Origin of the sequence: Neoroseomonas marina, from assembly GCF_012927745.1 — a bacterium.
Lineage (GTDB): Bacteria > Pseudomonadota > Alphaproteobacteria > Acetobacterales > Acetobacteraceae > Neoroseomonas > Neoroseomonas marina.
The window spans coordinates 149,296-176,276 of sequence record NZ_JABBKX010000004.1; the positions used below are offsets into that span (position 1 = coordinate 149,296).

27 protein-coding genes and 1 pseudogene are annotated in these 26,981 nt (G+C 69.8%); 23 read left to right on the forward strand and 5 right to left on the reverse strand.

Going from position 1 to position 26,981, the window contains the following annotated elements:
* Positions 1-31: 31 nt before the first annotated feature.
* The 4 genes from GWK16_RS13890 to GWK16_RS13905 all read left to right on the forward strand — a co-directional run bounded on the left by GWK16_RS13890 (position 32) and on the right by GWK16_RS13905 (position 4,226).
* Complete coding sequence (locus tag GWK16_RS13890) at positions 32-1,240, forward strand: ABC transporter substrate-binding protein (protein ID WP_456306757.1); 1,209 nt, start codon at positions 32-34, stop codon at positions 1,238-1,240.
* Between the two features lie 18 nt (positions 1,241-1,258).
* Positions 1,259-2,143, forward strand: coding sequence for a branched-chain amino acid ABC transporter permease (locus GWK16_RS13895; RefSeq protein ID WP_170054572.1), 885 nt, complete (start codon positions 1,259-1,261; stop codon positions 2,141-2,143).
* 3 nt (positions 2,144-2,146) lie between these two features.
* Positions 2,147-3,136 (forward strand): branched-chain amino acid ABC transporter permease, encoded by a 990-nt coding sequence (locus GWK16_RS13900; protein ID WP_170054573.1) that lies wholly within the window; start codon positions 2,147-2,149, stop codon positions 3,134-3,136.
* A gap of 610 nt (positions 3,137-3,746) precedes the next feature.
* On the forward strand, positions 3,747-4,226 hold the full coding sequence (locus GWK16_RS13905; RefSeq protein WP_338144484.1) for an acyl-CoA thioesterase: 480 nt from the start codon (positions 3,747-3,749) through the stop codon (positions 4,224-4,226).
* A gap of 96 nt (positions 4,227-4,322) precedes the next feature.
* Here GWK16_RS13905 and GWK16_RS13910 read toward each other — a convergent pair whose 3' ends face one another.
* The 3 genes from GWK16_RS13910 to GWK16_RS13920 all read right to left on the reverse strand — a co-directional run bounded on the left by GWK16_RS13910 (position 4,323) and on the right by GWK16_RS13920 (position 7,858).
* Positions 4,323-4,757, reverse strand: coding sequence for a GlcG/HbpS family heme-binding protein (locus tag GWK16_RS13910; protein WP_211187404.1), 435 nt, complete (start codon positions 4,755-4,757; stop codon positions 4,323-4,325).
* A 120-nt stretch (positions 4,758-4,877) separates the two neighbouring features.
* On the reverse strand, positions 4,878-6,497 hold the full coding sequence (locus tag GWK16_RS13915; RefSeq protein WP_170054576.1) for an amidohydrolase: 1,620 nt from the start codon (positions 6,495-6,497) through the stop codon (positions 4,878-4,880).
* On the reverse strand, positions 6,494-7,858 hold the full coding sequence (locus GWK16_RS13920) for an NAD(P)/FAD-dependent oxidoreductase (RefSeq protein ID WP_338144474.1): 1,365 nt from the start codon (positions 7,856-7,858) through the stop codon (positions 6,494-6,496). The genes GWK16_RS13915 and GWK16_RS13920 overlap by 4 nt, the downstream gene beginning before the upstream one ends.
* Positions 7,859-7,957: 99 nt before the next feature.
* Between GWK16_RS13920 and GWK16_RS13925 the strand changes: the two genes are divergently transcribed.
* Genes GWK16_RS13925 through GWK16_RS13960 form a run of 8 tightly spaced genes read left to right on the forward strand, consistent with a single transcriptional unit; the run spans position 7,958 to position 15,348 of the window.
* Positions 7,958-9,067 carry an extracellular solute-binding protein gene (locus GWK16_RS13925; protein WP_170054577.1) on the forward strand — a complete coding sequence of 370 codons (1,110 nt, stop codon included), beginning with the start codon at positions 7,958-7,960 and terminating at the stop codon, positions 9,065-9,067.
* Between the two features lie 8 nt (positions 9,068-9,075).
* The gene (locus tag GWK16_RS13930; protein ID WP_170054578.1) at positions 9,076-10,014 is read left to right on the forward strand and encodes an NAD(P)-dependent oxidoreductase; all 939 of its coding nucleotides are present in this window, start codon (positions 9,076-9,078) and stop codon (positions 10,012-10,014) included.
* On the forward strand, positions 10,014-10,784 hold the full coding sequence (locus GWK16_RS13935; protein WP_170054579.1) for a class II aldolase/adducin family protein: 771 nt from the start codon (positions 10,014-10,016) through the stop codon (positions 10,782-10,784). The genes GWK16_RS13930 and GWK16_RS13935 overlap by 1 nt, the downstream gene beginning before the upstream one ends.
* Positions 10,781-11,881, forward strand: a complete 1,101-nt coding sequence (locus GWK16_RS13940) for a polyamine ABC transporter ATP-binding protein (RefSeq protein ID WP_170054580.1) — start codon at positions 10,781-10,783, stop codon at positions 11,879-11,881. The genes GWK16_RS13935 and GWK16_RS13940 overlap by 4 nt, the downstream gene beginning before the upstream one ends.
* Positions 11,878-12,723 carry an ABC transporter permease subunit gene (locus GWK16_RS13945; RefSeq protein WP_170054581.1) on the forward strand — a complete coding sequence of 282 codons (846 nt, stop codon included), beginning with the start codon at positions 11,878-11,880 and terminating at the stop codon, positions 12,721-12,723. The genes GWK16_RS13940 and GWK16_RS13945 overlap by 4 nt, the downstream gene beginning before the upstream one ends.
* Before the next feature lie 4 nt (positions 12,724-12,727).
* Positions 12,728-13,516 carry an ABC transporter permease gene (locus tag GWK16_RS13950; RefSeq protein WP_338144475.1) on the forward strand — a complete coding sequence of 263 codons (789 nt, stop codon included), beginning with the start codon at positions 12,728-12,730 and terminating at the stop codon, positions 13,514-13,516.
* A 6-nt stretch (positions 13,517-13,522) separates the two neighbouring features.
* Positions 13,523-14,533 (forward strand): dimethylarginine dimethylaminohydrolase family protein, encoded by a 1,011-nt coding sequence (locus GWK16_RS13955; RefSeq protein ID WP_170054582.1) that lies wholly within the window; start codon positions 13,523-13,525, stop codon positions 14,531-14,533.
* Positions 14,534-14,541: 8 nt separating this feature from the next.
* Positions 14,542-15,348 (forward strand): alpha/beta hydrolase family protein, encoded by an 807-nt coding sequence (locus GWK16_RS13960; protein WP_248291376.1) that lies wholly within the window; start codon positions 14,542-14,544, stop codon positions 15,346-15,348.
* On the opposite strand, the gene cnbZ is transcribed toward GWK16_RS13960, so the two are convergent.
* On the reverse strand, positions 15,345-16,097 hold the full coding sequence (gene cnbZ, locus GWK16_RS13965; RefSeq protein ID WP_170054584.1) for a 2-amino-5-chloromuconate deaminase CnbZ: 753 nt from the start codon (positions 16,095-16,097) through the stop codon (positions 15,345-15,347). The genes GWK16_RS13960 and cnbZ overlap by 4 nt on opposite strands.
* Positions 16,094-17,683 (reverse strand): ABC transporter substrate-binding protein, encoded by a 1,590-nt coding sequence (locus GWK16_RS13970; RefSeq protein WP_170054585.1) that lies wholly within the window; start codon positions 17,681-17,683, stop codon positions 16,094-16,096. Before GWK16_RS13970 ends, cnbZ begins: the two co-directional genes overlap by 4 nt.
* A gap of 122 nt (positions 17,684-17,805) precedes the next feature.
* On the opposite strand from GWK16_RS13970, the gene GWK16_RS13975 reads away from it, so the two are divergent.
* The 11 genes and pseudogenes from GWK16_RS13975 to GWK16_RS14025 all read left to right on the forward strand — a co-directional run bounded on the left by GWK16_RS13975 (position 17,806) and on the right by GWK16_RS14025 (position 26,952).
* A complete protein-coding gene (locus tag GWK16_RS13975) occupies positions 17,806-18,462 on the forward strand; it encodes a DUF1028 domain-containing protein (protein WP_170054586.1) in 657 nt (218 codons plus the stop codon).
* The gene (locus tag GWK16_RS13980; protein ID WP_170054587.1) at positions 18,462-19,574 is read left to right on the forward strand and encodes an aminotransferase class V-fold PLP-dependent enzyme; all 1,113 of its coding nucleotides are present in this window, start codon (positions 18,462-18,464) and stop codon (positions 19,572-19,574) included. The genes GWK16_RS13975 and GWK16_RS13980 overlap by 1 nt, the downstream gene beginning before the upstream one ends.
* A 54-nt stretch (positions 19,575-19,628) precedes the next feature.
* Complete coding sequence (locus GWK16_RS13985) at positions 19,629-20,762, forward strand: zinc-dependent alcohol dehydrogenase family protein (protein ID WP_170054588.1); 1,134 nt, start codon at positions 19,629-19,631, stop codon at positions 20,760-20,762.
* A 92-nt stretch (positions 20,763-20,854) separates the two neighbouring features.
* Positions 20,855-21,685: an urease accessory protein UreD gene (locus GWK16_RS13990; RefSeq protein ID WP_170054589.1), complete on the forward strand. Its 831-nt coding sequence runs from the start codon at positions 20,855-20,857 to the stop codon at positions 21,683-21,685.
* A 68-nt stretch (positions 21,686-21,753) separates the two neighbouring features.
* A pseudogene (locus GWK16_RS13995) lies at positions 21,754-22,053 on the forward strand (urease subunit gamma); the annotation flags it as partial.
* A gap of 128 nt (positions 22,054-22,181) precedes the next feature.
* Complete coding sequence (locus tag GWK16_RS14000) at positions 22,182-22,487, forward strand: urease subunit beta (RefSeq protein WP_170054590.1); 306 nt, start codon at positions 22,182-22,184, stop codon at positions 22,485-22,487.
* Complete coding sequence (ureC, locus tag GWK16_RS14005; protein ID WP_170054591.1) at positions 22,488-24,203, forward strand: urease subunit alpha; 1,716 nt, start codon at positions 22,488-22,490, stop codon at positions 24,201-24,203.
* A gap of 8 nt (positions 24,204-24,211) precedes the next feature.
* On the forward strand, positions 24,212-24,754 hold the full coding sequence (locus GWK16_RS14010) for an urease accessory protein UreE (RefSeq protein ID WP_170054592.1): 543 nt from the start codon (positions 24,212-24,214) through the stop codon (positions 24,752-24,754).
* The gene (locus GWK16_RS14015) at positions 24,651-25,424 is read left to right on the forward strand and encodes an urease accessory protein UreF (RefSeq protein ID WP_170054593.1); all 774 of its coding nucleotides are present in this window, start codon (positions 24,651-24,653) and stop codon (positions 25,422-25,424) included. Before GWK16_RS14010 ends, GWK16_RS14015 begins: the two co-directional genes overlap by 104 nt.
* A complete protein-coding gene (gene ureG, locus GWK16_RS14020; protein ID WP_170054594.1) occupies positions 25,421-26,032 on the forward strand; it encodes an urease accessory protein UreG in 612 nt (203 codons plus the stop codon). The genes GWK16_RS14015 and ureG overlap by 4 nt, the downstream gene beginning before the upstream one ends.
* Positions 26,029-26,952, forward strand: coding sequence for a 3-hydroxyacyl-CoA dehydrogenase NAD-binding domain-containing protein (locus GWK16_RS14025; RefSeq protein ID WP_170054595.1), 924 nt, complete (start codon positions 26,029-26,031; stop codon positions 26,950-26,952). The genes ureG and GWK16_RS14025 overlap by 4 nt, the downstream gene beginning before the upstream one ends.
* Positions 26,953-26,981 lie beyond the last annotated feature (29 nt).

Consider the following 26,981-nt stretch of genomic DNA (forward strand, 5'->3'; position numbering starts at 1 on the left):
ACATCAAGCGTAGGGAGGACAGTCTATGGAGATGAATCGCCGTAGCCTACTCGCCGGAGCAGCGGCCGTGGCCGCCCCGCTCTCCCGCGCCCGCGCGCAGGCGACCACCATTCGCCTCGGCGTGCTGACCGACATGTCGGGACCGTACCGCGACACGACCGGGCCGGGCAGCGTCGTGCTGACTCAGGCTGCCGCGTCGGAATTCGGCAATCGCGGCTTCAACGTCGAGGTGCTGTCCGCCGACCATCAGAACAAGCCCGATGTCGGCGCCAACATCGCGCGGCAATGGTACGACCAGGGCGTGGACGTCATCCTCGACGTCCCGACCTCCTCCGTAGCGCTCGCGGTCAACCAGATCGCGCGAGAGAAGAACAAGGTCTTCCTCAATTCCGGGGCCGCGACCTCGGACCTGACGGGATCGCAGTGCAGCCCGAACACGGTGCACTGGACCTACGACACCTACATGCTCGCCAAGGGCACGGGCGGGGCGATCGTGCGGACCGGCGGCGACAGCTGGTTCTTCATCACCGCCGACTATGCCTTCGGCCACGCGCTGGAACGCGACACGGCGAATTTCGTCCGTGCTGCGGGCGGGCGCGTGCTGGGCCAAGTGCGCTACCCGTTCCCCGCGACGACGGATTTCTCGGCCTTCGTCGTGCAGGCCCAGGCGTCGCGGGCGAAGGTGCTCGGCATGGCGAATGCCTCGACCGACACCGTCAACACCATCAAGGCGGCGCGGGAGTTCGGCCTGCACCGCTCGATGAAGTTCGCCGCCCTGCTGATGGGGGTGATGGACATCCACGCCCTCGGCCTCGAATCCGCCCAGGGGCTGATGCTGACGGAATCCTTCTATTGGGACCTGAACGACCGGACGCGAGCGCTGACGCAACGCGTGCGCGCGGCGAACCAGAACCGCCCGCCCGCGATGGTGCCCGCCGGCTGCTACGGCGCGGCGCTGCACTACCTCAAGGCCGCGGCCGACATGGGCGCGGCGGCCGCCAAGGCCGATGGCCGGGCGGCGGTCGCCCGCATGAAGGCGATGCCGACCGACGACGACGCCTTCGGACCCGGGCGCATCCGCGAGGATGGGCGGAAGCTGCATCCGGTGTTCCTCTTCGAAGTCAAAAGCCCCTCGGAATCGCGGGGCCCGTTCGACTACTACAAGGTTGCCGCCACCACGCCGGGGGACGATGCGTTCCGCCCGCTGGCCGAGGGCGGCTGCTCCCTCGTGCGTTCCTGACAGGAGCCTGATCACCGCATGGACGAAATATTCGGCATACCGGCACCGCTGCTCTTCGGGCAGTTGCTGCTGGGACTCATCAACGGCGCCTTCTACGCGATGCTCTCGCTCGGCCTCGCGGTGATCTTCGGGCTGCTCAACATCATCAACTTCACCCACGGGTCCCAGTTCATGATGGGGGCCTTCGTGGCGTGGATGCTGCTCGCCTGGGCGGGGCTCGGCTACTGGTGGGCCCTGCTGCTCGCGCCGCTCATCGTCGGCGCGACGGGCGTCATCATCGAACGATTGATGATCAGTCGATTGTACAAGCTCGACCATCTTTACGGCCTGCTGCTGACCTTCGGCATCGGCCTGATGATCGAGGGTGTCTTCCGCAACGAGTTCGGTTCCTCGGGCCTGCCCTATCGCATTCCGAACGAGCTCCAGGGCGCGTGGGACCTCGGCTTCATGTTCATGCCGGTCTATCGCGGCTGGGTGGTGGTCTTCGCGCTCGCCTGCTGCCTTGCGACCTGGCTGGTGATCGAGAAGACGCGCCTCGGCGCCTATCTCCGCGCGGCGACGGAGAACGCCGCGCTGGTCCAGGCCTTCGGCGTGAACGTGCCACGCATGATCACCCTGACCTACGGGGCGGGCGTGGCGCTCGCGGCCCTCGCCGGCGTGCTGGCCGCGCCGATCTATTCGGTGAACCCGCAGATGGGCACGAACCTGATCATCATCGTCTTCGCGGTGGTGGTGATCGGCGGCATGGGATCGATCCTGGGGTCCGTCATCACCGGCTTCGGCCTCGGCATCGTCGAGGGGATGACCAAGGTCTTCTGGCCCGAGGCGTCGTCCACCGTCATCTTCGTCATCATGGCGATCGTGCTGCTGACGCGGCCGGCCGGCCTGTTCGGGAGGGCCTGATCCATGGCATCCGAAACCACTGTCGGCGCGATGCCGGCGGGCGTGCATGAAAGCCACGGGGTCTGGGGCTTCACCAAGGCGCAGTTGACGGCGCTCGTGCTGCTGGTCGCCTTCCTCGCGATCGGGCCGTTCTTCCTCTACCCCGTCTTCCTGATGAAGCTGCTCTGCTTCGCGTTGTTCGCCTGCGCGTTCAACCTGCTGATCGGCTATGTCGGGCTGCTGTCCTTCGGCCATGCCGCCTATTTCGGGATGGGCGGATATATCGCCGGCCATGCCGCCAAGGTCTGGGGACTGACGCCGGAGCTCGCGATCGTCGCGGGCGCCATCGTTGCGGGCTTCCAGGGCTGGGTGTTCGGCTGGATCGCCATCCGCCGGCAGGGCATCTACTTCGCGATGATCACCCTCGCGCTCGCACAGATGATTTACTTCCTGTGCGTGCAGGCGCCCTTCACCGGCGGCGAGGACGGCATCCAGGCCATTCCGCGCGGCAGCCTGTTCGGCTCGATCAGCCTGTCCAACGACATGGCGATGTACTGGTTCGTCGCGGCCGTCTTCCTGTTCGGCTTCCTGATGATCCACCGCATCATCCATTCGCCCTATGGCCAGGTGCTGAAGGCGATCCGGGAGAACGAGCCGCGCGCGACCTCCCTCGGCTACCGCACGGACGACTACAAGCTGGTGGCCTTCATCCTCTCGGCGACACTTGCCGGCGTGGCCGGGGCGACGAAGTCCCTGGTGTTCGGCATCGCGACGCTGACGGACGTGCACTGGTCCATGTCGGGCGAGGTGGTGCTGATGACGCTGGTGGGCGGCCTCGGCACGGTGTTCGGCCCGGTCGTGGGCGCTGCGGTGATCGTGACGATGCAGAACTACCTGGCCGAGATGGGCGCCTGGGTGACGGTCATCCAGGGCGGCATCTTCGTCACGGTCGTGCTCGCCTTCCGGCGCGGCATCGTGGGTGAGATCGCCAATGTCTTCCGCGTGAAGCTGTAGGAGCCAGCCGGAAAGACGTTGGATCGATCGACTCCGCTTCCATTCGCTTGTCCCGCGGCCGATTCGGGGTCGCGCGGACGGCGGAACATGGACAAGCGGCGGATCGCCAAGGCCTGCGTCAACTGTCCGACCTGACGGATACCGGACGGGCGCTGGTGTCGCCGGCGATCCGTGCGGCGAGGCAGGTAAGGACCCGTGCACGGAGGATGCCGAACGCGGTGTTCGAGGTGCGCTCGACCGGCTGTCAGTGGCAGGCGCTGCCCGAGGGCCTGCCGCCGAGGGGACGGTGTGGGACCCGCTCGCTCGATGGGCATCCACCATGTGCCCCACGCGGCGGCGCCCGATCAGGCGCGGCGCTGTTCATCGGCGGCCGGACCGCGACGGTGGCGCACAGGGGGGCTCTACGCCCGGCCCGTCCGACGGGCAAAATGGTCGTCGTCCGTAAGCGCCATCCGCTGAGCGACACCGTGGACATCCGGCCGGCGTTCAGGATCGCGAAGGGGCCGCGCCGCGGCTGCGTCCCGGGCATTGACGTACCCCGCGCACACGGTCAGAGCGGAGGCGTCGATGCGATCCGTGCTTCTGCGGGGGCAACTGAGTGGGGGAGCGTGTGGGGAACTCGCTGGATGCATCCGCTGAAACGCCGCGAAATGCGTCGCGCCCGGCGTTGTGCCACGTTCGTCGTGAATGGGTCGACCACTACGGGCATATGAATCTCGCCTTCTATCTGGTGGCCTTCGACCTCGCGACGGACGCGTTGTGGCCGTCACTCGGGCTCGGCAAGGCGTTCCGCGAGAAGGGCCTCGGCACCTTCGCCGCGGAATCCTGGCAGGCCTATACCCGCGAGGTGACGGAGGGCGCGCCGCTCGCCTTCGACAGCGAGGTGCTGGCCTATGATTCCAAGCGGCTGCTCTGCCGCCACGTGATGTACCACGCGGCGGAAGGCTGGCAGGCGGCGGAGAACGAGGTGCTCTACCTTTGTGTCGACCTCGAAGCGCGGCGTGTCGCCACCTGGCCCGAGGAGGTTCTGGCGCGCTTTGCCGCGCAGGCGACTGGCGGCGCGGCGAAGCGGCTCGCGCTGAAGCGATAGAGCGGATCCCGATCAGGCGGGCTCACCCGATCGGGCAAAGATGCTTGCGCAACGGGCTGGAGACGTGGCCGTGAGCGTGCGCCCACGGAGACGGCTCTAGTTCAGCCGCTCGCGGATGCGGGCGATGCCGGCCTCGGCGCATTGGTCGTCGAGGTGTCCGCCCGGCGCGCCGCCCACGCCGATCGCGCCCACGACCTCATCCCCCGCGCGGATCGGCATGCCGCCGCCGACGACGAGGAAGCCCTCGATGTCCGGCAGCCGCGCCGCGCCCGGATTGGTGCGCACCGTCTCGAGGATCTGCGACGTGCCCGTGCGCATGGTCGCGGCCGTGTAGGCCTTGGCGCGCGACGACGGGACGGTGTGCGGACCGGCGCCGTCCGCGCGCAGCACGGCGCGCACCACCCCGGACCGGTCGACGACCGTGGCGGCGACGCGGTAGCCGCGCGATGCGCAGGCTTCCACGGCCGCCGCCGCCGCCTCGGCGGCGAGGCTCGCGCTGATGGTCCGTTCGGTGACGAGGCCTTGGGCCATGCCGCTCACGGGAAGCAGGACAAGGCATGCCAGGAGAATGCTGCGCCGCATGATGGTCTCGCTGTTGGGTTCCGGCCCGCAACACCTCGCATGCCGGACCACCTGGCGGGAAGAGGGAGTTCAGCCCCCGTGCCGCAACATGCCGCCAACGACGGTCGCGATGACGCCGGTCCCTCGGATGGCCGCCGGATCACAGGTGAGGATGTCGGTATCGAGCACGGCGAGATCCGCGAGCTTGCCGACCTCGAGGCTGCCCTTCTCGTGCTCTTCCCGCTGCGCCCAGGCGCCGAGTGTCGTGTAAGCCGCGAGCGCCTCCATCGGCGTCACGGCTTCCGAGGCATCGAGGTCCGCGCCGGTTTGGCTGCGGCGCGTCACCATGGCGCCGAGCGCGGTGAAGGGATTGACCCTGCAGACCGCGAAGTCCGAATGGCCCGGCGCGGGAATGCCGGCGGCGATCAGGCTGCGATGGGGCCACATGTGGCGCAGCGCCGCCTGGCCGCGATTGGCGACGTAGGCCTCGCCAAGTTCGTCCATGAAGCCGGTCGCGGAGGAATCGACGAAGCCGCCGCGCTTCAGCCGCGCGAGGATGGGCGGCGTCACGTAGCAGCAATGCTCGACCCGCATCCGATGGTCCTCGACCGGATGCGCGGCGAGGGCGGCTTCCATGACGTCGAGCGCGAAGTCGATGCCGCGGTCGCCCACGCCCTCGATCATAACCTGCAGCCCGGCCTTGTGCGCGGCGGTGGCGCGCGCGGTCAGGTCGTCCTTGTCGTAGAGGATCATGCCGGTGTTCGGCACCGGCTCGCCCGGCACCGTGGTGCCGACATAGGGCTCCCAATAGGCGGCGGTGCGGCCGGAGGTGGAGCAGTCCGGGCACCACTCGACGCCGATCATCCGCAGCCATTCGTCGCCGAAGCCGGACCGGATCCCGGCGCCGATCAGATGCGGGATCAGCGGCTCGTCGCGCCCGGAGGCGATGATGCCCATGCGCATCCGCCAGCGCCCGTCGCAACGCATGTCCTGATAGGCGCGGATCGCCTTGGAGGGCGTCAGCGAGTTCGCCACCGAGGTGATGCCGTGGCGCAGGCATTCGTCCTGCACCACCTCCATCCCTTCGGCGATGTCGGACTCGCTGTCGGCGCCGTGCACGGCGCCGAGGAAGATGTGCGCCGCCGTCTCCCGCACCAGGCCGGTGAAGGCGCCTGTCGTGGGGTCGCGGTCGAAGGCGCCGTAGGGCGGGTCCTGCGCCTCGGGCCCGATGTCGCAGGCGGCGAAGGCGGCGCGGTTCGCAAGGCCCAGATGCCCGTCCGTGCGCAGGATGAACAGCGGTCGTCCGCCGCTCGCCGCGTCGAGCTCGTCGAGAGTGGGGTAGCCGCCGGAGGCGCGCTCGTTCAGCCGGTAGAAGGCGCCCCAGCGGCCGGGCGGCAGGGTCTCGCAGACGCGGCTGATGGTCGACAGCACCTCGTCCCGCGAACGCACGCGGTCGGGGGAGAGCAGCGTCCAGGTGCGCAGCCGGACCGCATAGGCATCCGGATGGGCGTGGCTGTCGACGATGCCGGGAATGACGCGCCGTCCGGCGGCATCGAGCACGCGCGTCGCGGGGCCGACATGGTCGCGCATGGCCGCGCTGGTGCCGGTCGCCACGATGCGGCCGCCGAAGGCTGCGAGCGCTTCCACTTCCGTCCCCCTCCCGTCCATCGTGGCGATGCGGCCGTTCAGGAGGACGAAATCGGCGTTCATGCGGCAGCCCTGTCGATATGGTCGCGCAGACGGTACCAGCCGCCGATCAGCGGCAGGAACCAGTTCGGATTGCCGTTGTAGAGGGGAACGGTGGGGAAGGTCAGCCCGTCCAGCGCGAAACCCTCATTGTCCGCCCCCGCGATCTTCAGCGCCGCGCGGTGGCCGAGCCAGGTCGCCATCGCGACACCCGATCCCTGGCAGCCGGCCGCGTAGTGGATGCCGTCCTGCAGGCCGATATGCGGCAGGAAGTCGAAGGTGAAGGCGACGTTGCCGGTCCAGGCATGGGTGATCTGGACCTCCTTCAGCTCGGGGAAGACGGCGAGCATCATCCGACGCAGCGCGGGCGCCGCCTTCTCGGGCTCGGTCGGGCCGAAGGAGGCGCGGCCGCCCCACAGGATCCGGTTCCCGTAGGGGGAGGGACGGAAGTAGTTCAGCACCCGCCTGGTGTCGCTGATCATCCGTCGGCCGGGGAAGAAGGTGTCGATGGCGTAGTGCGGCAGTTCCTCGGTGGCGATGATGTAGGAACCGACCGGGATCATCCGCCGCGCCAGCCAGGGCATCGCCGCATTGCCGTGCTTGTCGCGCGAATAGCCGTTGGTCGCGACCAGGACGGCATCGGCGCGCATCTGCCCGCGATCCGTGACGATGCGGAAGGACGACCCGTCGCGCCGGATGCCGTTGGCGCGCACGCCGTCCACCAGGCGGGCGCCGGCGCGCTCGGCCGCATCGGCCAGGCCCCGCGCGTACTTGCCGGGATGCAGGCTGCCCGAGGCATCCGCGATCATCCCGCCATGGTAGTGGTCGCTGCCGAGGGCCTCGCGCTGTCGGTCGCGGGACAGCATCCGCGTGGGCAGGCCGGTGATCTCGGCGATGCTCTCCGCGCGCGATGCGAGGGCGTCGTAGTGCTTCGGCGTCCAGGCCGGGACGAAGCGGCCGCAGCGGACATAGTCGCAGGCGATGCCTTCGCGGGAGATCGTCTCTTCGATGAAGGGGAAGGAGGCGGCCGCGGCCAGCGCGATGGCTCGGGCGCGTTCGGTGCCATAGGTCTTCTCGAGCGGTCCCGAGGCGACCTTCAGCCCACCCGAGACCATGCCGCCATTGCGGGACGACGCGCCCCAACCGATCCGTTCGGCATCGAGCACGGCGACGTCGTGGCCCAGGCGCCGCAGGGTCAGCGCCGCCGACAGGCCGGCATATCCTCCGCCGACGATGGCGACGCCGACGCGGTCGGGCAGGACGCTGTCGCGCTTGGGCGGTTCGGCGGCTTCCCACCACCATGGCGTGGTCTTGAAGTCCGGAGCGAAGATGAACTGCGCGTCGGTCATTGCCGTGAAGGCCTGCCCATGGTGAAGTTTCGACACGGGAGACTTCACGCCGGCACGGCGACAACCGCAAGTGGTATTGCCCGGTCAGGCCGCACCTGCGCCGGGCGCTGCGTTGCAGCGCGAGGAGAGACGGTGATGCAGAGCTTCCAGCAAGATTGCGTGGACCTGGCCTTCCAGAAGTTCCGGCGCGGACAGATCAGCCGGCGCGGCCTGCTGACCGCGCTCTCCGCGCTCGGCGTGGCGCCGCTCGCAGGCGGCGAGGCCCGTGCGCAGGGCAATCGCCAGCTGGTCATGGTCAACTGGGGTGGCTTGGCCAACCAGGGCTTCGGGCGCTTCTACGGGGACCCCTTCATGGCCGCGAACCAGGGCTGGACGGTGGTGCAGGACAGCACCGGTCCGTCGGCCGGCCGCATCCGCTCGATGGTCGAGAGCGGGCGCACGACCTGGGACATGTGCGACTCCTCGGCCTCGTCCTCGAACCTGCTCGGGCGGCAGAACCTCGTGACGAAGATCGACTACAGCATCGTCAAGAAGGAGGACACGCTGCCGGTCGGCTTCGCGCTGGAATACGGCGCCGCGCCGTACTCGTTCAGCAGCGTGCTCTGCTACGACAGCGCCAAGTTCCCGGAGGGCGGACCGACCTCCTGGGCCGATTTCTACGACCTGCGGAAGTTCCCCGGCACGCGCCTGCTGCGGCGCGACGCGCTGGCGACGCTCGATGCCGCGCAGATGGCGCTCGGCAAGGATCCGGCGAACCTCTATCCGCTCGACGTGCGGGCCTGCCTGCGCAAGGTGTCGGAACTTCGCCGCAACGCCGTCTATTGGAACAGCGGCAGCGAGAGCGAGCAGTTCCTGCGCACGGGCGAGGCGGTGATGGGCCAGGTCTGGCATACCCGCGCGACCGTGCTGGAAGCCGAGACGAACGGCCGCATCAAATTCATCTGGCCGCAGGCGCTGCTGCAGGCAGGCATCTTTGTGATCCCGCGCGGCAACCCGGGCGGCGAGATGGCCCAGCGCCTGCTCGCCTCCATGCTCGCCAATCCGGAACCGCAGGTCGGGTTGCTGCAGTTGCTCGGCAACGGGCCGACCAACCCACGCGCGGCGGCGCTGGTGCCGCAGGACCTCCGGCGGAAGAACCCGACGGATCCCGAGAATGCGCGGGTGCAGGTGGTGCTCGACGGGAACTGGTGGGGCCAGAACTATCAGCAGGTGAACGCGGACTTCATCGACACCATCACCGGCTGAAGCTGTCCGTGATCCTCGTGGTGAAGTCGGGGGGCGAATCCGCCCTCCCCGAATGGCGGGCGCATTTCGCTGAATGCGCGCCCGATCTTGAGCTCCGCTGGTGGGACGACCCGTCTCTCGATCCCGCTGCGGTCGACTTCGTGTTGGTGTGGGATCCCGATCCGGGCCGTCTCGCGCGGATGCCGAAGCTCCGCGCGATCTTCGGCTCCGGCGCCGGTGTCGATGGGATCGTCGCCGATCCCGACCTGCCGCGGCATATCCCGCTGGTGCGCTGCGTCCCGCCTGAGGCGACGCAGCGCATGGGCGAGTTCGTCACCTGGGCCGTGCTGTCGCTGGTGAAGGATGCGCGCCGCATGGCGATCGCGCAGTCCCGGGGCGTCTGGGACTATTTCGAGGCGCCTTTCGCCGCGGCCGAGCGGACGGTGGGCGTCATGGGCCTGGGTGCCATGGGGCTGCGCAGCGTCGAAATGCTGCGCGCCCTCGGTATTCCGGTGATCGGGTGGTCGCGCACGCGCAAGGACGTCCCCGGCGTCGAGACCTTCGCCGGCGCTGACGAACGGGATGCCTTCCTTGCACGATGCGACATCCTCGTCTGCCTGCTGCCGGCGACGGAGGAAACCCGCGGGCTGCTGGACGCCCCGTTGTTCTCCCGGCTGCCGCACGGCGCGGGCCTCGTGCAGGTCGGGCGTGGCGTGCAGCAGGTGGTGCCGGATATCCTGACCGCGCTCGATAGCGGGCAGTTGTCGGGGGTCATGCTGGACGTCTTCGACCCGGAGCCCCTCGCGGCGGACAGCCCGCTCTGGTCGCACCCGCGCGTCACCGTCACGCCGCATGTCGCCAGCCTGCCGAGCCGCCGCGAGCGCGCCCGCTACGTCGCCGACTGTATTGCGCGTCTCGGGCGTGGCGAGCCCTTGCCCAACGTCTACGACCCCGAGCGAGGCTACTGATGGCCCTCCCGCCGCCGCCGGCGAAGCCGGATCCGAACCGCCCGCAGACCGAGCAGGAGGTGCGCGAGGACCTTGCGGCCGCCTACCGCCTCGTTGCCTATTTCGGCATGACGGACTTGGTCTTCACCCATCTCTCCGCCCGCCTGCCGGGGGAAGGGCACCGTTTCCTGGTGAACCCCTACGGTCTGCTGTTCGAGGAGGTCACGGCCAGCAGCCTCGTCGTCGTCGACGCGGAGGGCGCACCGGTGCAGGAGACCTCCTGGCCGGTGAACCCGGCGGGCTTCGTCATCCATTCCGCCGTGCACCGCGCCTGCGAGCACGCGATGTGCGTGATGCACACCCATACCCTCGCGGGCATGGCGGTGGCCGCGCAGTCGGGCGGGCTGCTGCCGCTCAATCAGATCAGCATGGAGTTCGACGGCCGCGTCGCGCTGCACGACTACGAAGGCATCGCCGCGGACGACAACCTGTCGGAACGCGACCGCCTGGTGCGCGACCTCGGCGACAAGCCCTGCATGATCCTGCGCCACCACGGGCTGCTGACCGTGGGCCGCACGGTCGCCGAGGCCTTCTACTGGATGTACTACCTGGAACAGGCGTGCCGCATCCAGTTGGCGGCGCAGTCCTCCGGCGCACCGCTCGCGGTGCCGCCGGCCCCGGTGGTGCGACGTGCCCGGGACCAGTTCGGGACTGGCCCGACGAAGGGCTGGCTGCCCTGGCAGGCGCTGCGCCGGAAGCTCGACCGCGAGCAGCCGGACTACGTCTCGTGAGCGCCGCGGCCGGGCACGCGCTGGGGCTGCGGGGGCTGACCAAACGCTACGGCGACTTCATCGCGGTGAACGACGTCTCGCTCGAGATCGAGCAGGGCGAGTTCGTGACGCTGCTCGGGCCGAGTGGCTCGGGCAAGACCACGATCCTGATGGCGATCGCGGGGTTCGTGGCGCCGAGCGAGGGCGCGGTGCTGCTCGACGGGCGGGACATCACGCCGCTGCCGCCCGAGAAGCGGAACTTCGGCATGGTCTTCCAGGGCTATGCGCTGTTCCCGCACATGACGGTGGCGGAGAATGTCGCCTTTCCGTTGCGCGTCCGCGGCATGTCGCGGGCCGATCGCGACGCCAAGGTGCGGGCGGCGCTCGACCTGGTACAGCTCGCGCAGTTCTCGGGGCGGCTGCCGAAGCAATTGTCGGGCGGGCAGCAGCAGCGCGTCGCGCTCGCCCGCGCACTCGTCTTCGATCCGAGCCTGCTGCTGCTCGACGAGCCGCTCTCGGCCCTCGACAAGAAGCTGCGCGCCGAGTTGCAGGAGGAGCTGAAGGCGCTGCACCGCCGCGTGGGTCGCACCTTCATCAACGTCACCCATGACCAGGAGGAGGCGCTGTCCATGTCGGACCGCATCGCCATCCTGAACCATGGGCGGTTGGTCCAGGCCGGCGCGCCGGGGGAGCTGTATGAACGCCCGCGCACGCGCTTCGTGGCGGACTTTCTCGGCAAGTCGAACTTCCTCGAAGGCACGGTCCGGCAGCCGGCTCCCGGGGGCTTCATGCTCGAGGTCGGCGCGTCGCGGCTCGCGGTTGCGCACGGGCCGGGGACGGCGCCGTCGCCGGGCACCCGGAGCCTGCTCTCCCTGCGCCCCGAGAAGATCTCGCTGCTCGCCGAAGGCGAGGCCGCGGAGAACCAGGTCGAGGGCCGCATCCTCTCCTGGGCCTATCTCGGCGCAGGCTTCGCCCTGCGCATCGCGACGGCGGACCTCGGCGAGTTGCGCGCCGTGCTGCCCTCCTGGAAATCCCCGGTCGCGCCGGCGGAGGATCTGCCGGTCCGTCTCGGCTGGTCCGCGGACGCCGCCGTGCCGGTCGAGGAGGACGCGGCGTGAGTGCCGCGGGGCGTACCGGCGCGGGTTGGTGGCTGCTGATCCTGCCGGCCTTCCTTCTGCTGGTTGTCTTCTACGTCGCTCCGATCGCGCAGGTGCTGACCATCAGCGTGACCGAGCCCGAGCTCGGCCTCGGCAATTACGAGAGGCTCTTCACCTCCTCGGCCGTGCAGCGGGTCATCGAGACGACGCTGCGCATCTGCCTGATCACCACCGTGCTGGCGCTGCTGCTGGGCTACGGTATCGCCTATGCGATCACGCTCGCCCGCCCGCGGGCGCAGGGGTGGTGGATCCTCGCGGTGCTGGTGCCGCTGTGGATCTCGGTGCTGGTGCGCGCCTTCGCCTGGGTGACGCTGCTGCGCCGCCAGGGGCTGGTGAACAACGCGCTGCTCGGCGCCGGCGTGATCGATGAGCCTCTCCCGCTGGTGTGGAACGAGTTCGGGATCATCGTCGGCATGGTGCACTACATGGTGCCCTTCGCCGTGCTGCCGATGCTGGCATCGATGCGGGAGATCGACCCGCGGCTCCTGGCCGCCGCGCGGGGTCTCGGCGCCAGCCGTGGTGAGGTGTTCCGCCGCGTCTTCCTGCCGCTGTCCCTGCCTGGCGTCATCGCGGCGGGGGTGCTGGTCTTCATCTTCTCGCTCGGCTTCTACATCACGCCGGCGATCCTCGGCGGCGGCAAGACACTGATGGTCGCGGAATGGATCAGCCTGCAGATCCTCGACCTGATCCGCTGGGGCCTCGGGACGATGATGGCGACGATGCTGATCGCGGCCATCCTGGTGACGCTGCTGGTGTTCTCCCGCATCGTGGACCTGCGGCGCATCTTCGGGGCGGGGGCCTGATCCGGTGGATGGCATCTACAGCCCAGGCGCCGCCAGCCGCAGCCTGGCCTGGGCCACGGCCTTCTACCTGGTGCTGCCGATCCTGATCGTCGTGCCGGTGGCGCTGACGGACCAGCGCTACCTTTCCCTGCCGCAGGACGGGATCTCCTTCCGCCATTTCGCGACGGTGTTGTCCTCGCCGGAATGGCTCGGCTCCATCTGGCAGTCCTTCACCATCGCGGTGGCGGCGACGATCCTGTCGGTCACGGCGGGGACGCTGTGCGCCATCGGCTGCTGGCGCATCTCGCGCCGGACCACGGAACTCGTCCGCGTGCTGATGCTGCTGCCGCTGATCATCCCCTCGATCGTCTATGCCATCGGGTTGTACCGGTACTTCGGGCCACTCGGGCTTCTGGACCGCTTCCTCGGCGTGGTGATCGCGCACGGGGTGACGGGGATTCCCTACGTGGTGATCACCGTGTCCACCGCGCTCGCCGCCTTCGATCCGCGGCTCGAGCAGGCGGCCCGCGGCATGGGAGCATCCCTGTCGCAGACGCTGCGCTGGGTGATCCTGCCACGCATCGCGCCGGGCATCTTCTCGGGCGCCATCTTCGCCTTCATCCATTCCTGGGATGAACTGGTCATGGTGCTGTTCATCGCCTCCCGCGACGTCTTCACCCTGCCGCGCCGGATCTGGGACGGGATCAACGAGAACCTCGATCCCGCCATGGCCGCCGTCGCGGTGCTGCTGATCCTGTTCACGCTGCTGCTGCTCCTCGCCGACCGCGCCCTGCGGCGGCGCAACGAAGGATAAGACGCCATGTCGCGCGCGATGAGCGAGTTCGACCACCGCTACAACATGCTGATCGAGCGGTTCCATTCCGAAGCGGAACCGGCCTTCAACAGTGCCGCCGAGCAGGAGTTCGGCTGGGGCCGCCGCTGGGGCTGCAATTCCGACATCGGCCGGCTGCGCGTCGTGCTGATGCACCGGCCGGGAGAGGAGATGAAGGTCCTCGACGGTCTGCCGCTGATCCCGGAGCTCGGTGCCTATGGCGACCCGAAGACCGGCGCCTATTGGCGCGGCGAGGTCATCCCGCCGCTGGCCGAGCAACTGGCGCAGCACGACGCGCTGGCCGCCGCGCTGCGGGAGGAAGGCGTCGAGGTCGTGATGCTGAATCGCGCGGCACCCGGCCGGCACAAATCCGTCTACACGCGCGATTCCTGCATCGCGATCGATGGCGGCGCCGTCGTCACCCGCATGGGCCCGCGCATCCGTCGTGGCGAGGAACGCCCGGTGACCGAGACGCTCGCCGCCCTGGGCATGCCGATCCTGCGCACCATCGCCGGCACCGGGCTGATGGAAGGCGGGTCCTTCGCCTATGTCCGCCCCGATGTCGCGGTGATCGGCGTCTCCTCCCGCGTCAACGAGGAAGGCGCGCGGCAGATGGAGGAGGTGCTGGCCCTGCAGGGCACGCGCCTGATCCGCGTGCAGATCCCGGGCTATCGCCTGCACATCGACGGCGCCTTCGTGATGATCGACCACGACGTCGCCATCGTGAATCCGGTGATCCTGCCCTTCGTCTTCATGGAGGAGCTGAAGCGCCTGGGTATTCGCATGATTCCGCTGAACCACGAGGATCCGTCCTGGGCGATCAACTGCCTAGCCGTCGCGCCCGGCCGCGTGCTGATGAGCGACCAGGTCGGCCCCCGCACGCAGGAGGCACTGGACAAGGCCGGGATCTCCGTGCGGCTGGTGGCCTACGACAAGGTCTATCTCGGCGGCGGCGGCATCCATTGCTCCACCAGCCCGCTGGTGCGCGACCCGATATGAGCGGCGCGATGCCCGGCTGGCGACCGGCGATGGAGGGACGCACCCCCTTCTTCGCCTGCGCCGCCGAGCCGCGCTTTCCCTACTGCCTCTATGTCCCTTCGGGTCTGGGGCCGGACCCCGCGCCGCTGATCGTCGCCGTGCATGGCAGCGACCGGCGGCCGGGGGCCCTGCGCGACCTCATGGCGCCATTCTGCGATCGTCGCGGCGTCGTGCTGCTGACGCCCCTGTTCCCGATCGGCAGCACCGCGCCCGACGACGAGCCCAGCTACAAGTTCGGCCTGTTCCGGGGGCTGCGTTACGACCAGGCGTTGCTCGCCATGGTCGCGGACGCGGCGACCCGCGTGCCGCTCGCGACGGATCGCTTCATGCTGACGGGCTTTTCCGGCGGCGGGCAGTTCGCGCTGCGCTTCCTGATGCTGCACCCGCACCGGCTGTCGGCGGTGTCCATCGGCGCGCCCGGCTACGTCACGCTGCTGGACGAGGCGCTGCCCTGGTGGGCCGGTACGCAGGATTTCGCGGCCATCTTCGGGCAGCCGCCCGACCTCCATGCGATGCGCGGGGTCGCGATCCATCTCGTTGTCGGCGCCGACGACCTCGAGACCGAGGTTCTGCGCGTGCCCGAAGGCCATCCGCTCTGGGTCCGCGGCGCGGAGCAGGCGGGCCCGACCCGCGTCGCGCGGATCGAGGCGCTGGCGGCCAGCCTGCGCGCGGCCGGCTGCGCCACGGCGCTCGACCGCGTCCCCGGCGTCGAGCACTCGCAGGAAGGCGTCTGGCCGGCGGTCGAGGCCTTCCTTGACGCACAATCCGGCGGCTAGGCCGGCAGCACGCGCTCCATCGCGACGCCGCGGCAGTCCATCTCGTAGTCCAGGCCCTCGACCGGCGGGCGGCAATCCTGCCAGGTCAGGCCGTGCCGGGCGGCGCCGCGGGTGACGATCTCCTCGGTCAGCGCCGGCGGCAGGGGGTAGACGGTGTAGGCCTGCACCCCGGTCGTGTCCGGCCAGCCGAAGCCGAGCAGCCCCATGCGGCGTTCCATCTCGCCCAGGACGTAGCGGCCCTTCTGCAGCATCCCGGCCGGCGAGGTATCGCCATAGGCGACGGTGCTCTCGCGATAGGTTGCCTTGCCCTCGATCGATTCTCCGCTGCCCGCGACGACGAAGGACGGCGGCGCGCCATCCGCCGGCACCGTGAAGGCAAAAGCGTGGAAGGCGGGCGCCGCGGGCGGCGCGACGCGCGGGCAGACATTGCTGCGGGCGACGGGATTCTGGCCCGCCCGCAAGACGCCCCATTCCGCCAGGACCTCGGCATAGCCGCGGTTGAAGGCCGCGAATCCGGCCTCGCTGAACGGGGCGGGGGAACGCAACTCGCAGGCTGCGAAGGCGGTCAACGGCCGGCCGATCGAGCCGAGATAGGCCGCGATGCGCCGCCACCCCTCGGCCATCGGCACGGGTTCGGCAAAGCGGACGCGTTCCAGCCGGAAGCCGGGCAGCGCCACGACGCCGGCCGAATACTGCATCACCGCGGGGATGAAGCGGTAGCCCGCCTCCTCGATCGCAATCGTGCTCATCGCTTCGTCACGCCCCAGAAGACCGGGATGATGGTCGGGCGCAGCCCTTCGACATTCGCGCGATAGGCCGCGAGCGTCCGGTACTGCCCGGCATTGACGTAGGGCAGGACCTGGAAGGCGCGGGCCTGCACCTGGTCCAGGATCTGCCGGCGCTTCGCCGGATCGCTTTCCTCCCACCAGGCGGCACGCAGCCGCTCGAGCTCGGCGTCGCAGGGCCAGCCGGCCGGGGCGGTGTCGCAGGACGCTGCGAGGTAGACGTTCACCAACGGGTTCTGCGCGTCGAGCACATTCGCGATGGTCACGAACAGATTCCACCCGCCCTGGTCGATCGGCTCACGCCGGTTGCGGCGCTGGGTGACGGTGGCCCAGTCGGTGGTGACCACATCCACGTTCATCCCGGCGCGGCGCATGTTCTCGGCCATGGTCAGCACAACGGCGTTGTTCGCGGCCCAGTCGCCGGCGTTCAGGAACACCACGCGTTCGCCGTTGTAGCCGCCTTCGCGCAGCAGCGCGCGGGCGCGGTCGAGGTCGACGGCGCGCAGCCCCTGGGCGCCGGCCGCGCTTTCCAGTGGCGTGCCGCAGAGGAAATAGGCCGGGCAGTAGGGCACCTGCTCGGCGGGCGGCACGCCGATCGCCTGCAGGTTCTCCTCCTGGTTCACCATGAACAGCAGCGCCTGCCGGGCGGCGGGGTTGTTGAAGGGCGGGATGTGGTGGTTCGGCCGCAGCCAGACCATCGAGCCGATCGGGTTCTGCGCGAAGGTGCGGACGTTGCGGTTGCGGGTGAGCAGCGGCAGCACGTCCGGCGTCGGCGTCTCGAGGAAGTCGATCTCACCCGACTGAAGGGCGGCCGCGGCCGTCGCGGGGTCGGAGATGCCGAGCCATTCGACGCGCTCGAGGCTCACCACCTTGCCACCCGCGAGACCGTCCGAGGGTTCGCTGCGCGGGCGATAGGCCGGATTGCGCACATAGACCGCGCGCTCGCCGGGCAGGAACTCCTGCGCGCGGAAGATGAAGGGGCCCGAGCCGGTCGCGTCGGTGATGGCGGTATTGGCCGGCGTGCGCGCGATGCGCTCCGGCATGATGAACAGCGCGCTGGCGGTCGACCGTGCGAGGGCTTCCGCCACCAGGCCGAAGGGCTTGGACAGGCGGAGCGTGAAGGTCTTGTCGTCCACCACTTCGAGGGCCGCTGTCGCGGCCATCAGGGCGCGGCCGGCGATGTCGCGTTCGCCCCAGCGGCGGATCGAAGCCACCGCATCGGCCGCGCGCACCGGCTGCCCGTCATGGAAGGCGAGGCCGTCGCGCAGGGTGAAGCGATGCGTCATGCCATCGGTCGAGACCTCGTGCCGGTCGACCATCTGCGGCCGCGCGACGCCCTGGCTGTCGAGCCCGAAGAGCTGATCGTAGACCATGAAGCCATGGTTGCGGATGATCGCGGAGGTGGAGACGACCGGGTCGAGGCTCGGCAGCGGCCCGACCATGACGATGCGCAGGGTGCTCGACGGCGGCGCGGTCTGCGCCGTGGCGGCGCCCCCGAGGCCGAGCAGCGCGAAGGCTGCCGCCATCAGGGCGTTGCGGAACCTGGACATCGAAGCCTCCCATCACGCGAGCGGGCGCATCATGGCAGCCCGGACCGTGCTCTCCAAGGCGTGGCCTGGACGCGCGGCGGCGCGCGGCCTTGAATGCGGTCGATCGAAATCGGGGCACGGGCATGACCTTTTCGCTTCTCGGACGATGCGCGCGGACGGGGCAGTTCGGCGCGGCGGTGACGACCTCCTCCATCGCGGTCGGCACGCGGGTGCCCTTCCTGGCGGCGGGCGTCGGCGGCGTGCTGACGCAGCACCGGACGGATCCGCGGCTGGGTCCGCGGGGGCTCGACCTGCTGCGCTCGGGCTGTTCGGCCGAGCAGGCGCTGGCGGCAATCATCGCCTCCACGCCGGATCATCGCTGGCGGCAGATCGCGGTGATGGACCGGCAGGGCCGCACCGCGCACTTCGACGGGGCACGGGTGAAGCCGGCGCGCAGCGTCAGCCACGGCAAGGACGTGGTGGCGCTCGGCAACATCCTCGCGAACGAGCGCATCGCCCATGCCATGGCGGAGGCCTTCCTCGCCAGCCTCGACCAGCCGCTCGCCGAACGCCTGGTGCGCGCCCTGGAAGCCGGCGAGGCCGCCGGCGGCGAGCACGGCGAGGTGACCTCGGCGAGCCTGCTGGTCGTGGACCGCGAGGTCTTCCCCTATGTCGACCTGCGCATCGACAAGGCCGTCGGGCCGATCCCGGCGCTGCGGCGGCTGTGGGAGGAGTATGCTCCGCTCGCGGATGGCTTCGTGAAGCGCGCCATCGACCCCGAGGACGCGCCGATCATCTGATGGATCCGCTCTTCGACCCTGCCGATTTCCGCATCCCGTCCGGCATCGCGCATGTCTGCGCCGCCGGCGAGACGCCCTTCCTGCGCCGCCACGACGCAGCCTTCGCGGCCTATGCCGAGGACAAGTCGGCCGGCCCACCCGGCCGTGCGCGGCAGGAGGCGACGATGGAGGCGGCGCGGGAGAAAGCCGCGCGACTGTTTGCCGTCGCGCCGGGCGACATCGGCTTCGTCTCCTCGGTCGCCGAGGGCGTCTCCATGGTGGTCGAGAGCCTCGACTGGCGGGATGGCGACGAGGTCCTGGTCGATCCGGACGAGTATCCCTCGGTCGCGGCGCCGCTGGCGCAGAAGGGCGTGACGCTGTGCTTCGCGCCCATGCTGGACCCCGCTGCCGTCGCGGCGGCGGTCACGCCGCGCACGCGCATGATTGCGGTCAGCGCCGTCTCCTTCCTGACCGCGGCGCGCTACGATCTGGTCGCCTTGCGGGCGGCAGCGGACAAGGTCGGCGCGCTGCTGGTGGTCGACTTCACGCAGGGCGCGGGCTGGATGCCGATCGAGGCCGGCGTCGCCGATTTCGGGTTCTCCGCCACCTACAAATGGGTGCTGGGCTGCACGGGCACGGCCATCGCCTTCTGGAACCGCGCGCGGCAGCCGGGCTGGGTGCCGGGCACGGCGGGGTGGCATTCCATGGCCTCCATGGGCAGGCCGGATTGGTCTAGGCGGCCGGACCTGCTGCCGGATGCCGCGCGCTTCACGCGGGGCAATCCGTCGCATGTGGGGCTGTATGTCCTGGATGGCGCGCTCGATTACCTCGCGGGTTTCGGTGCGCCGGCGATCGAGCGCCACGTGCAGGGGCTGACCAAGGCGATGCTCGCGCGGCTCGCCGAAGCGAGCATCCCGTCCACCACGCCGGTCGATCCGCGGCGCCATGGCGCGAGCGTGTGCGTGCAATCGCCCCATGCCGCCGCGATTGTCGCCGGCATGCAGCGCCGCGGTGTCTTCGCCTGGAATGGCCGCGGGCGCGTCCGCGTGTCCTTCCACGGCTACAACGGCAGCGCCGACATGGATCGCGCGACGGATGCCCTGATCGCGGAGTGGCGCGCCGCCTCGGCTTGACGGTTCGGCGCCCGCGCGGTCCCCTGACCTTCGTCCAACGGAGGAAATGCGGGCATGCGCATCAAGGCGGCCGTCCTTTATCAGCAGGGCCTTCCGCGCCCCTATGCCGAAACGCGCCCGATGGTGGTGGAGGAGGTCGAACTCGACCCGCCGGGCCCCGGGGAATTGCTGATCGAGGTCGCCGCCGCGGGGCTCTGCCATTCCGATCTCTCGACCATCGAGAACCAGCGCCCGCGCCCCCTGCCGATCGTCATCGGTCATGAGGGTGCGGGCATCGTCCGCGAGGTCGGGCAGGGGATCACCGACCTCAAGCCGGGCGACCACGTCATCACCGTCTTCGCGCCATCCTGCGGGAATTGCCGCTATTGCGTGCGCGGCCGGCCGAACATCTGCCCGACCGGCAATGCGGCGCGCGCCGCCGGACAGTTGCCGACCGGCACGAAGCGGCTGAAGCGGCTGGACGGCACGCCGATCAACCACAATTCCGGCCTGTCGCTTTATGCGCAGTTCGCCGTCGTCGCGCGGCGGTCCTGCGTGAAGATCGACAAGGACATCCCGCTCGACGACGCCGCGATCTTCGGCTGCGCGGTGATGACCGGCGCGGGTGCGGTGCTGAACACGGCCGGCATCAAGGCGGGCGAGGAGGTCGCGATCATCGGCCTCGGTGGCGTCGGCATGAACGCGCTGTTCGGCGCCGTCGCGGCGGGGGCGGAGCGGATCATCGCCATCGACACCAATCCGAGGAAGCTCGAGATGGCAAAGCAATGGGGCGCGACCGACGTCTTCCTCGCCGGCAACGACGATTGCGCCGCGGCCGTGCGGGACGCGACCGATGGCGGCGTCGACAAGGTGGTGGAGACGGCGGGCTCGATTCCGGCGATGCAGCTTGCGCTCGCCATCACCGCGCGCGGCGGCGAGACCATCAGTGCCGGCCTGCCGAACATCCGCGCCGAGGTGTCCTACCTGCACGCCTCGCTGGTCAGCGAGGAACGGTCGATCCGCGGGTCCTACATGGGATCCTGCGTGCCGGAACGCGACCTGCCGCGACTGCTCGGTCTCTATCGCCGCGGCAAGCTGCCGGTGGACAGGCTGAAGACCAGCCACATCACCTTCGACCAGATCAATGAGGGCTTCGACCTGCTCTCGGACGGCGCGGTGCTGCGGCAGATGTTGCGCCCGAACGGCTGAGGAACTGCCTGCGGCGCGGGCAGGGAATGCCTGCGATGTGAGCGTTTGAGCCCGGGTTGCGCTGCGGCCCGGGCGTGGCAGTCTCGCGCGCCATGTCACGCGCCGCCACCTTGCCGTCCCACCAGCGTTCGCGCGGCGGTGCTTCCCTGCGCTTCGAGGTGGCGCGCGGCGCGACGCGCCTGGCGGACCTGCACCAAGCCTCGCCCATGCGCATCCTGTTCCCCGAGCCGGAACCGGGCGAGCCGCCGCTTGCCGCGCTGGTGAATACGGCGGGCGGGCTCGCCGGCGGGGATGCGGTGGAGGTCGGGATCGCTCTTGGTCCCGGCGCCGAGGCCTGCGTCTCCACCCCCGCGGCCGAGAAGATCTATCGCAGCCTCGGCGCCGAGACGCGCATCGCGGCGCGGCTCGAGGTCGAGGCTGGCGCGACCCTCGAATGGATCCCGCAGGAGACGATCCTGTTCGATGGGGCGCGACTGTCGCGCCGGCTCGAAGCCGATGTCGGCGCGGATGCGCGCCTGGTCATGGCCGAGATGCTGGTCTTCGGCCGCCATGCGCGCGGGGAGGCGCTGCACGCCGGCAGCCTGTTCGATTCCTGGCGACTTCGGCGAGAGGGGCGCCTTGTCTGGGCCGATGGTACGGCGTTGGACGGGGCGCTGCGCGAACCGCTCGACAGCCCGTTCGGCTTCGATGGTGCCGAGGCCTGCGCGACGCTGGTGCTGCTGGCGGAAGGGCCTCTGGAGGAGGCGCGGGACGCGCTGCGCGCCGAGGGCATGGCCGCGACGATCCTGCGGCCCGGGATGCTGATCCTACGCTGGCTCGGCCGCGCCGTCCCGGTGCGTGACGGGCTCGGACAGGCGATCCGGATGCTGCGGGCGCGTGTGCTGGGGCGGCCGTCGTCGCTGCCCCGGCTGTGGACGTGTTGAGAGGCGACCCGCCATGATGGCGCGGGGATTGCTGCGTCGGAGCCGGGCGGGCTGAGGAGTGGAGCGGGATGAACCTGACGCCGCGTGAGAAGGACAAGCTGCTGGTCGCGATGGCCGCGATCGTCGCGCGCCGGCGGCTGGAACGCGGGCTGCGCCTCAACTATCCCGAGGCCGTCGCGCTGATCACCGACTATGTCGTCGAAGGTGCGCGCGATGGCCGCAGCGTCGCGGAGCTGATGCGCGACGGCGCCAAGGTGCTGACCCGTGCGCAGGTGATGGACGGCATCGCCGAGATGATCCACGAGATCCAGGTCGAGGCGACCTTCCCCGACGGCACCAAGCTCGTCACGGTGCACGAGCCGATCCGCGATGCGGCGGCGGCGAAGCCAGCGAAGGCGAAGGCCAAGCTCGCCGCGAAGAAGCCGGCGCCGAAGAAGGCCCCGCCGAAGCGCAAGCCCGCGGCGAAACCGAAGCCCAAGGCGAAAGGAGCCCGCCGATGATCCCGGGCGAGATCATCCCGGCGGCCGGGGACATCGAACTCAATGCCGGCCGCGCCGCGATCGAGATCGAGGTGGCCAATACCGGCGACCGCCCCGTGCAGGTCGGCAGCCACTACCACTTCGCCGAGACCAACCCGCTGCTGCGTTTCGACCGTTCGGCGGCGCGCGGCCGGCGGCTCGACATCGCGGCCGGCACCGCTGTCCGCTTCGAGCCAGGCCAGACGCGCAAGGTGCGGCTGGTCGAGATCGCCGGCGCGCGGATCGTCCACGGCTTCCGCGGCGAGACGGAAGGAGCGCTGTAGATGGCCACCCGGATCTCCCGCGCGGCCTATGCCGGCATGTACGGCCCGACCGTCGGCGACCGCGTTCGCCTCGCGGACACCGAGATCTTCATCGAGGTGGAGCGCGACCTCACCACCTACGGCGAGGAGGTGAAGTTCGGCGGCGGCAAGGTCATCCGCGACGGCATGGGCCAGTCGCAGGTGACGCGCGCGAACGGCGCGATGGACACCGTCATCACCAACGCGCTGATCCTCGATGCTGTGACCGGCATCCTCAAGGCCGATGTCGGGCTGAAGGACGGCAAGATCGCCGCCATCGGCAAGGCCGGGAACCCGGACACCCAGCCGGGTGTCACCATCATCATCGGCCCGGGCACGGAGATCATCGCCGGCGAGGGGCGCATCCTGACCGCCGGCGGCATCGACCCGCACATCCACTTCATCTGTCCGCAGCAGATCGAGGAGGCGCTGGCCTCCGGCGTGACCTCGATGTTCGGCGGCGGCACCGGGCCGGCGCACGGCACGCTCGCCACCACCTGCACGCCGGGGCCCTGGCACATCGCCCGCATGCTGCAGGCGGCCGAGGCCTTCCCGATGAATCTCGGCTTCCTCGGCAAGGGGAACGCGGCGCTGCCGGCGGCGCTCGAGGAGCAGATCAGGGCGGGTGCCTGCGGCCTGAAGCTGCATGAGGACTGGGGCACCACGCCCAAGGCGATCGACACCTGCCTGTCGGTCGCGGATGCGATGGATATCCAGGTCGCCATCCACACCGACACGCTGAACGAATCCGGCTTCGTCGAGGAGACGATCAAGGCCATCAAGGGCCGCGTGATGCAGGCCTTCCACACCGAAGGCGCCGGCGGCGGCCATGCACCGGACATCCTGCGGCTGGTGGGGGAGGCGGGCATCCTGCCCTCCTCGACCAACCCGACGATGCCCTACACGGTGAACACGGTGGACGAGCATCTCGACATGCTCATGGTCTGCCATCACCTCGACCCCCGCATCGCCGAGGACGTCGCCTTCGCCGAGAGCCGCATCCGCAAGGAGACCATCGCGGCCGAGGACATCCTGCACGACATCGGCGCGATCTCGATGATGTCCTCCGACAGCCAGGCCATGGGCCGCGTCGGCGAGGTCATCATCCGAACCTGGCAGACCGCCCACAAGATGAAGGTCCAGCGCGGCCGCCTGCCGGAGGAGACCGGCGACAACGACAACCGCCGCGCGCTGCGCTACATCGCGAAATACACGATCAACCCGGCGATCTCCCAGGGCGTGGCCGACCACGTCGGCAGCGTCGAGGTCGGCAAGCTCGCCGACCTGGTGTTGTGGTCGCCGGCCTTCTTCGGCGTGAAGCCCGAGATGGTGCTGAAGTGCGGCGCCATCGCCATGTCGCTGATGGGCGATCCGAACGCGTCCATCCCGACGCCGCAGCCGGTGCATTACCGTCCGATGTTCGGGGCCTTTGCCGGGGCGAAGCGTGCGACGTCGGTGACCTTCGTCTCCCAGGCTGCGATCGAGGAAGGCATTGCCGAACGCTTCGGCCTGTCACGTCCGCTCGCTGCCGTGCGCAATTGCCGCGGCGGCATCGGCAAGCGGTCGATGCTGCACAACGACGCCCTGCCGCGCATCGAGGTCGATGCCGAGACCTATGAGGTGCGCGCCGACGGCGTGCTCCTCGTCTGCGAACCCGCCAAGGTGCTGCCGATGGCGCAGCGCTACTTCCTGTTCTGAGGATGATGATGGACCAGGAGAGCATCCCCCGCGCGACCACCGTGCACCGCGCCGGCGAATGGCCGCAGGCGGAAACCCGCGACGCCGTGCTGGTGGATTTCGACGACCGCTTCCGCCGCCGGAAGCTCTATACGGGGGAGGGTGGGCTAGCCTTCCTCCTCGACCTGCCCGAGGCGACGGTGCTGCGGGAAGGCGACGGCCTGGCGCTCGCGACCGGCGGCTTCGTGCGGGTGCAGGCGGCGCCCGAGCCGCTCGTCGAGATCACCGCGAAGAACCACGAGCATTTCGCGCGCCTCGCCTGGCACTTGGGCAACCGCCACCTGCCGACGCAGATCGACGGCGACCGCCTGCTGATCCGCGATGACCATGTCATCGTCCATATGCTGGAAGGCCTGGGTGCGACGCTGCGCAAGGTGAACGTCCCCTTCGATCCGGAGGGGGGGGCCTATGGCGAGCAGAACTACAGCCCGACCCAGCATCACCACCACCACCACGATCACGGCGACCACCACCATCACCACGATCACGACCACTGCGACCACCACCACTGAGGCGCTCTACCGCCTGCTGACCTGGCTTTCACCGGCCTATCCGGTGGGGGCCTACACCTACAGCCATGGGCTCGAGGCCGCGGTGGAGGAAGGCGCGGTGACGCGGCGGGACGACCTCGTCGCCTATGTCGCCACGGCCCTGCGCGACGGGGCAGGGCGCGTGGATGGCGCGCTGCTGGCCGCGGCGCATCGCGCCTTGGCGGCGGGGAAGGCGAGGGCGCTCGACGCCGTCGCGGAACTCGGTGCGGCCTGGCGAGGCACGCCGGAGACCGCGCTGGAGGCAGAGGCGCAGGGGACGGCCTTTCTCAACGTGACGCTCGCCGCCTGGCCCGAGCCGCGCCTCGCGGCCTTCGTCGCGCGCCATCCGCGCCGCATCCCGCATGCCGTCGCCTTCGGCGCGGCCGCGGCGGCGCATGGCGTGCCTTTGCGCGATGCCGCCTTCGGCTATCTGTCCGCCTTCGCGGCGAATCTGGTCTCGGCCGGGGTGCGGCTGGTGCCGCTCGGGCAGACCGATGGCCAAGTCGCGACGGCGGCGCTGCTGCCGGTCGTCGCCGCGGCGGCCGAGGCCGCGCTCACCGCGGATCTCGATCGCATCGGCACGGCGAGCCCGGCGCTCGACCTTTTCTCCATCCGTCACGAAACCCAGTACACGAGGCTCTTCCGGTCATGAAGAACGGACCCTTCCGCGTCGGCATCGGCGGTCCCGTCGGCTCCGGCAAGACGGCGCTGACCGAGCGGCTCTGCAAGCATCTGCGCGACCGACACGACATCGCGGTCATCACCAACGACATCTACACCAAGGAGGACGCGGAATTCCTCACCCGCGCCGGCGCGCTCGATCCGGCACGCATCGCCGGGGTGGAAACCGGCGGCTGCCCGCACACCGCGATCCGCGAGGATGCATCGATCAACCTCGCCGCCGTGCACGACATGACGGAGAAGTTCCCGAACCTCGAGGTGCTGTTCATCGAGAGCGGCGGCGACAATCTCGCCGCCACCTTCAGCCCCGAGCTCGCGGACCTGACCATCTACGTCATCGACGTCAGCGCCGGGGACAAGATCCCGCGCAAGGGCGGGCCAGGCATCACGCGGTCGGACCTGCTGGTGATCAACAAGATCGACCTGGCGCCGCTGGTGGGCGCCGACCTCTCGGTGATGGACCGCGACGCACGGAAGATGCGCGGCAAGCGGCCCTTCGTCTTCACCAATCTCAAGGACAACAAGGGCGTGGCCGAGATCGCCGACTTCGTGCTGCGCGAGGGGGGAATTGCCGCATGAGTGCCCCGCGCCACACGGTCATCCTCGGCATGGGGCTGATGGGCTGCGACATCGCCGCCATCTTCCTCGCCGGCGGGTGGCGCGTGACCGCCGTGGAACCGGCCGAGTCCCGTTGGCCCGAGGCCCAGGCCCGCGTTCGGCAATCCATCACGCAGCTCGAAGGCAATCCCGACGACGCCGCGCACCTCGCCTTGCTGAACGACATCGCCGCGCCGGACTACGCCTCGGCCGAGATCGTTATCGAGGCCGTGCCGGAGCGCCTGACACTGAAGCAGGAGGTCTTCGGCAGGCTCGACACGCTCGTGCCGCCACACATCCCCGTGGTCTCCAACGCCTCGGGCTACCGCATCACCGACATCGCGGGCCACATCGCCACGCGGGCGCGCTGCGCCAACCTGCACTTCTTCCTCCCGGCGCATCTCGTCCCCGGCGTCGAGGTCGTGCGCGGCGAGCACACCGATCCGGCCATCTGCGACGCCGTCGCCGACATCATGAACGGTCTCGGCCGCAAGGCGATCCGGGTCGCGAAGGACGTGCCGGGCTTTCTCGCCAACCGCATCCAGCACGCGCTGATGCGCGAGGCCTTCGCCGTCATCGACCAGGGCCTCGCCAGCGCCGAGGATGTCGACAACGCCGTCCGCTACTGCTTCGGATTCCGCTACCTCGCAGCCGGGCCCATCACGCAGAAGGAGTTGGCGGGGCTCGAGACGCAGCTCGAAGCAGGGCGCACCATCTATCCCTCGCTGTGCAACAGCCCCGATCCCAGCCCGACGCTGGCGCGGCTGGTGGCGGAGAACCGCCTCGGCCCCAAGACCGGGCGCGGCTTCCGCGACTGGCCGGCCGACGTCACCGCCAAGGAACGGGCGCGCTACGAGAAGGCGCTGCTCGCCGCCGTGCGCATCCTCAAGGAAGAGGGTTGACGGGGCAGGGCGCCGCCTTCCACCGTCAG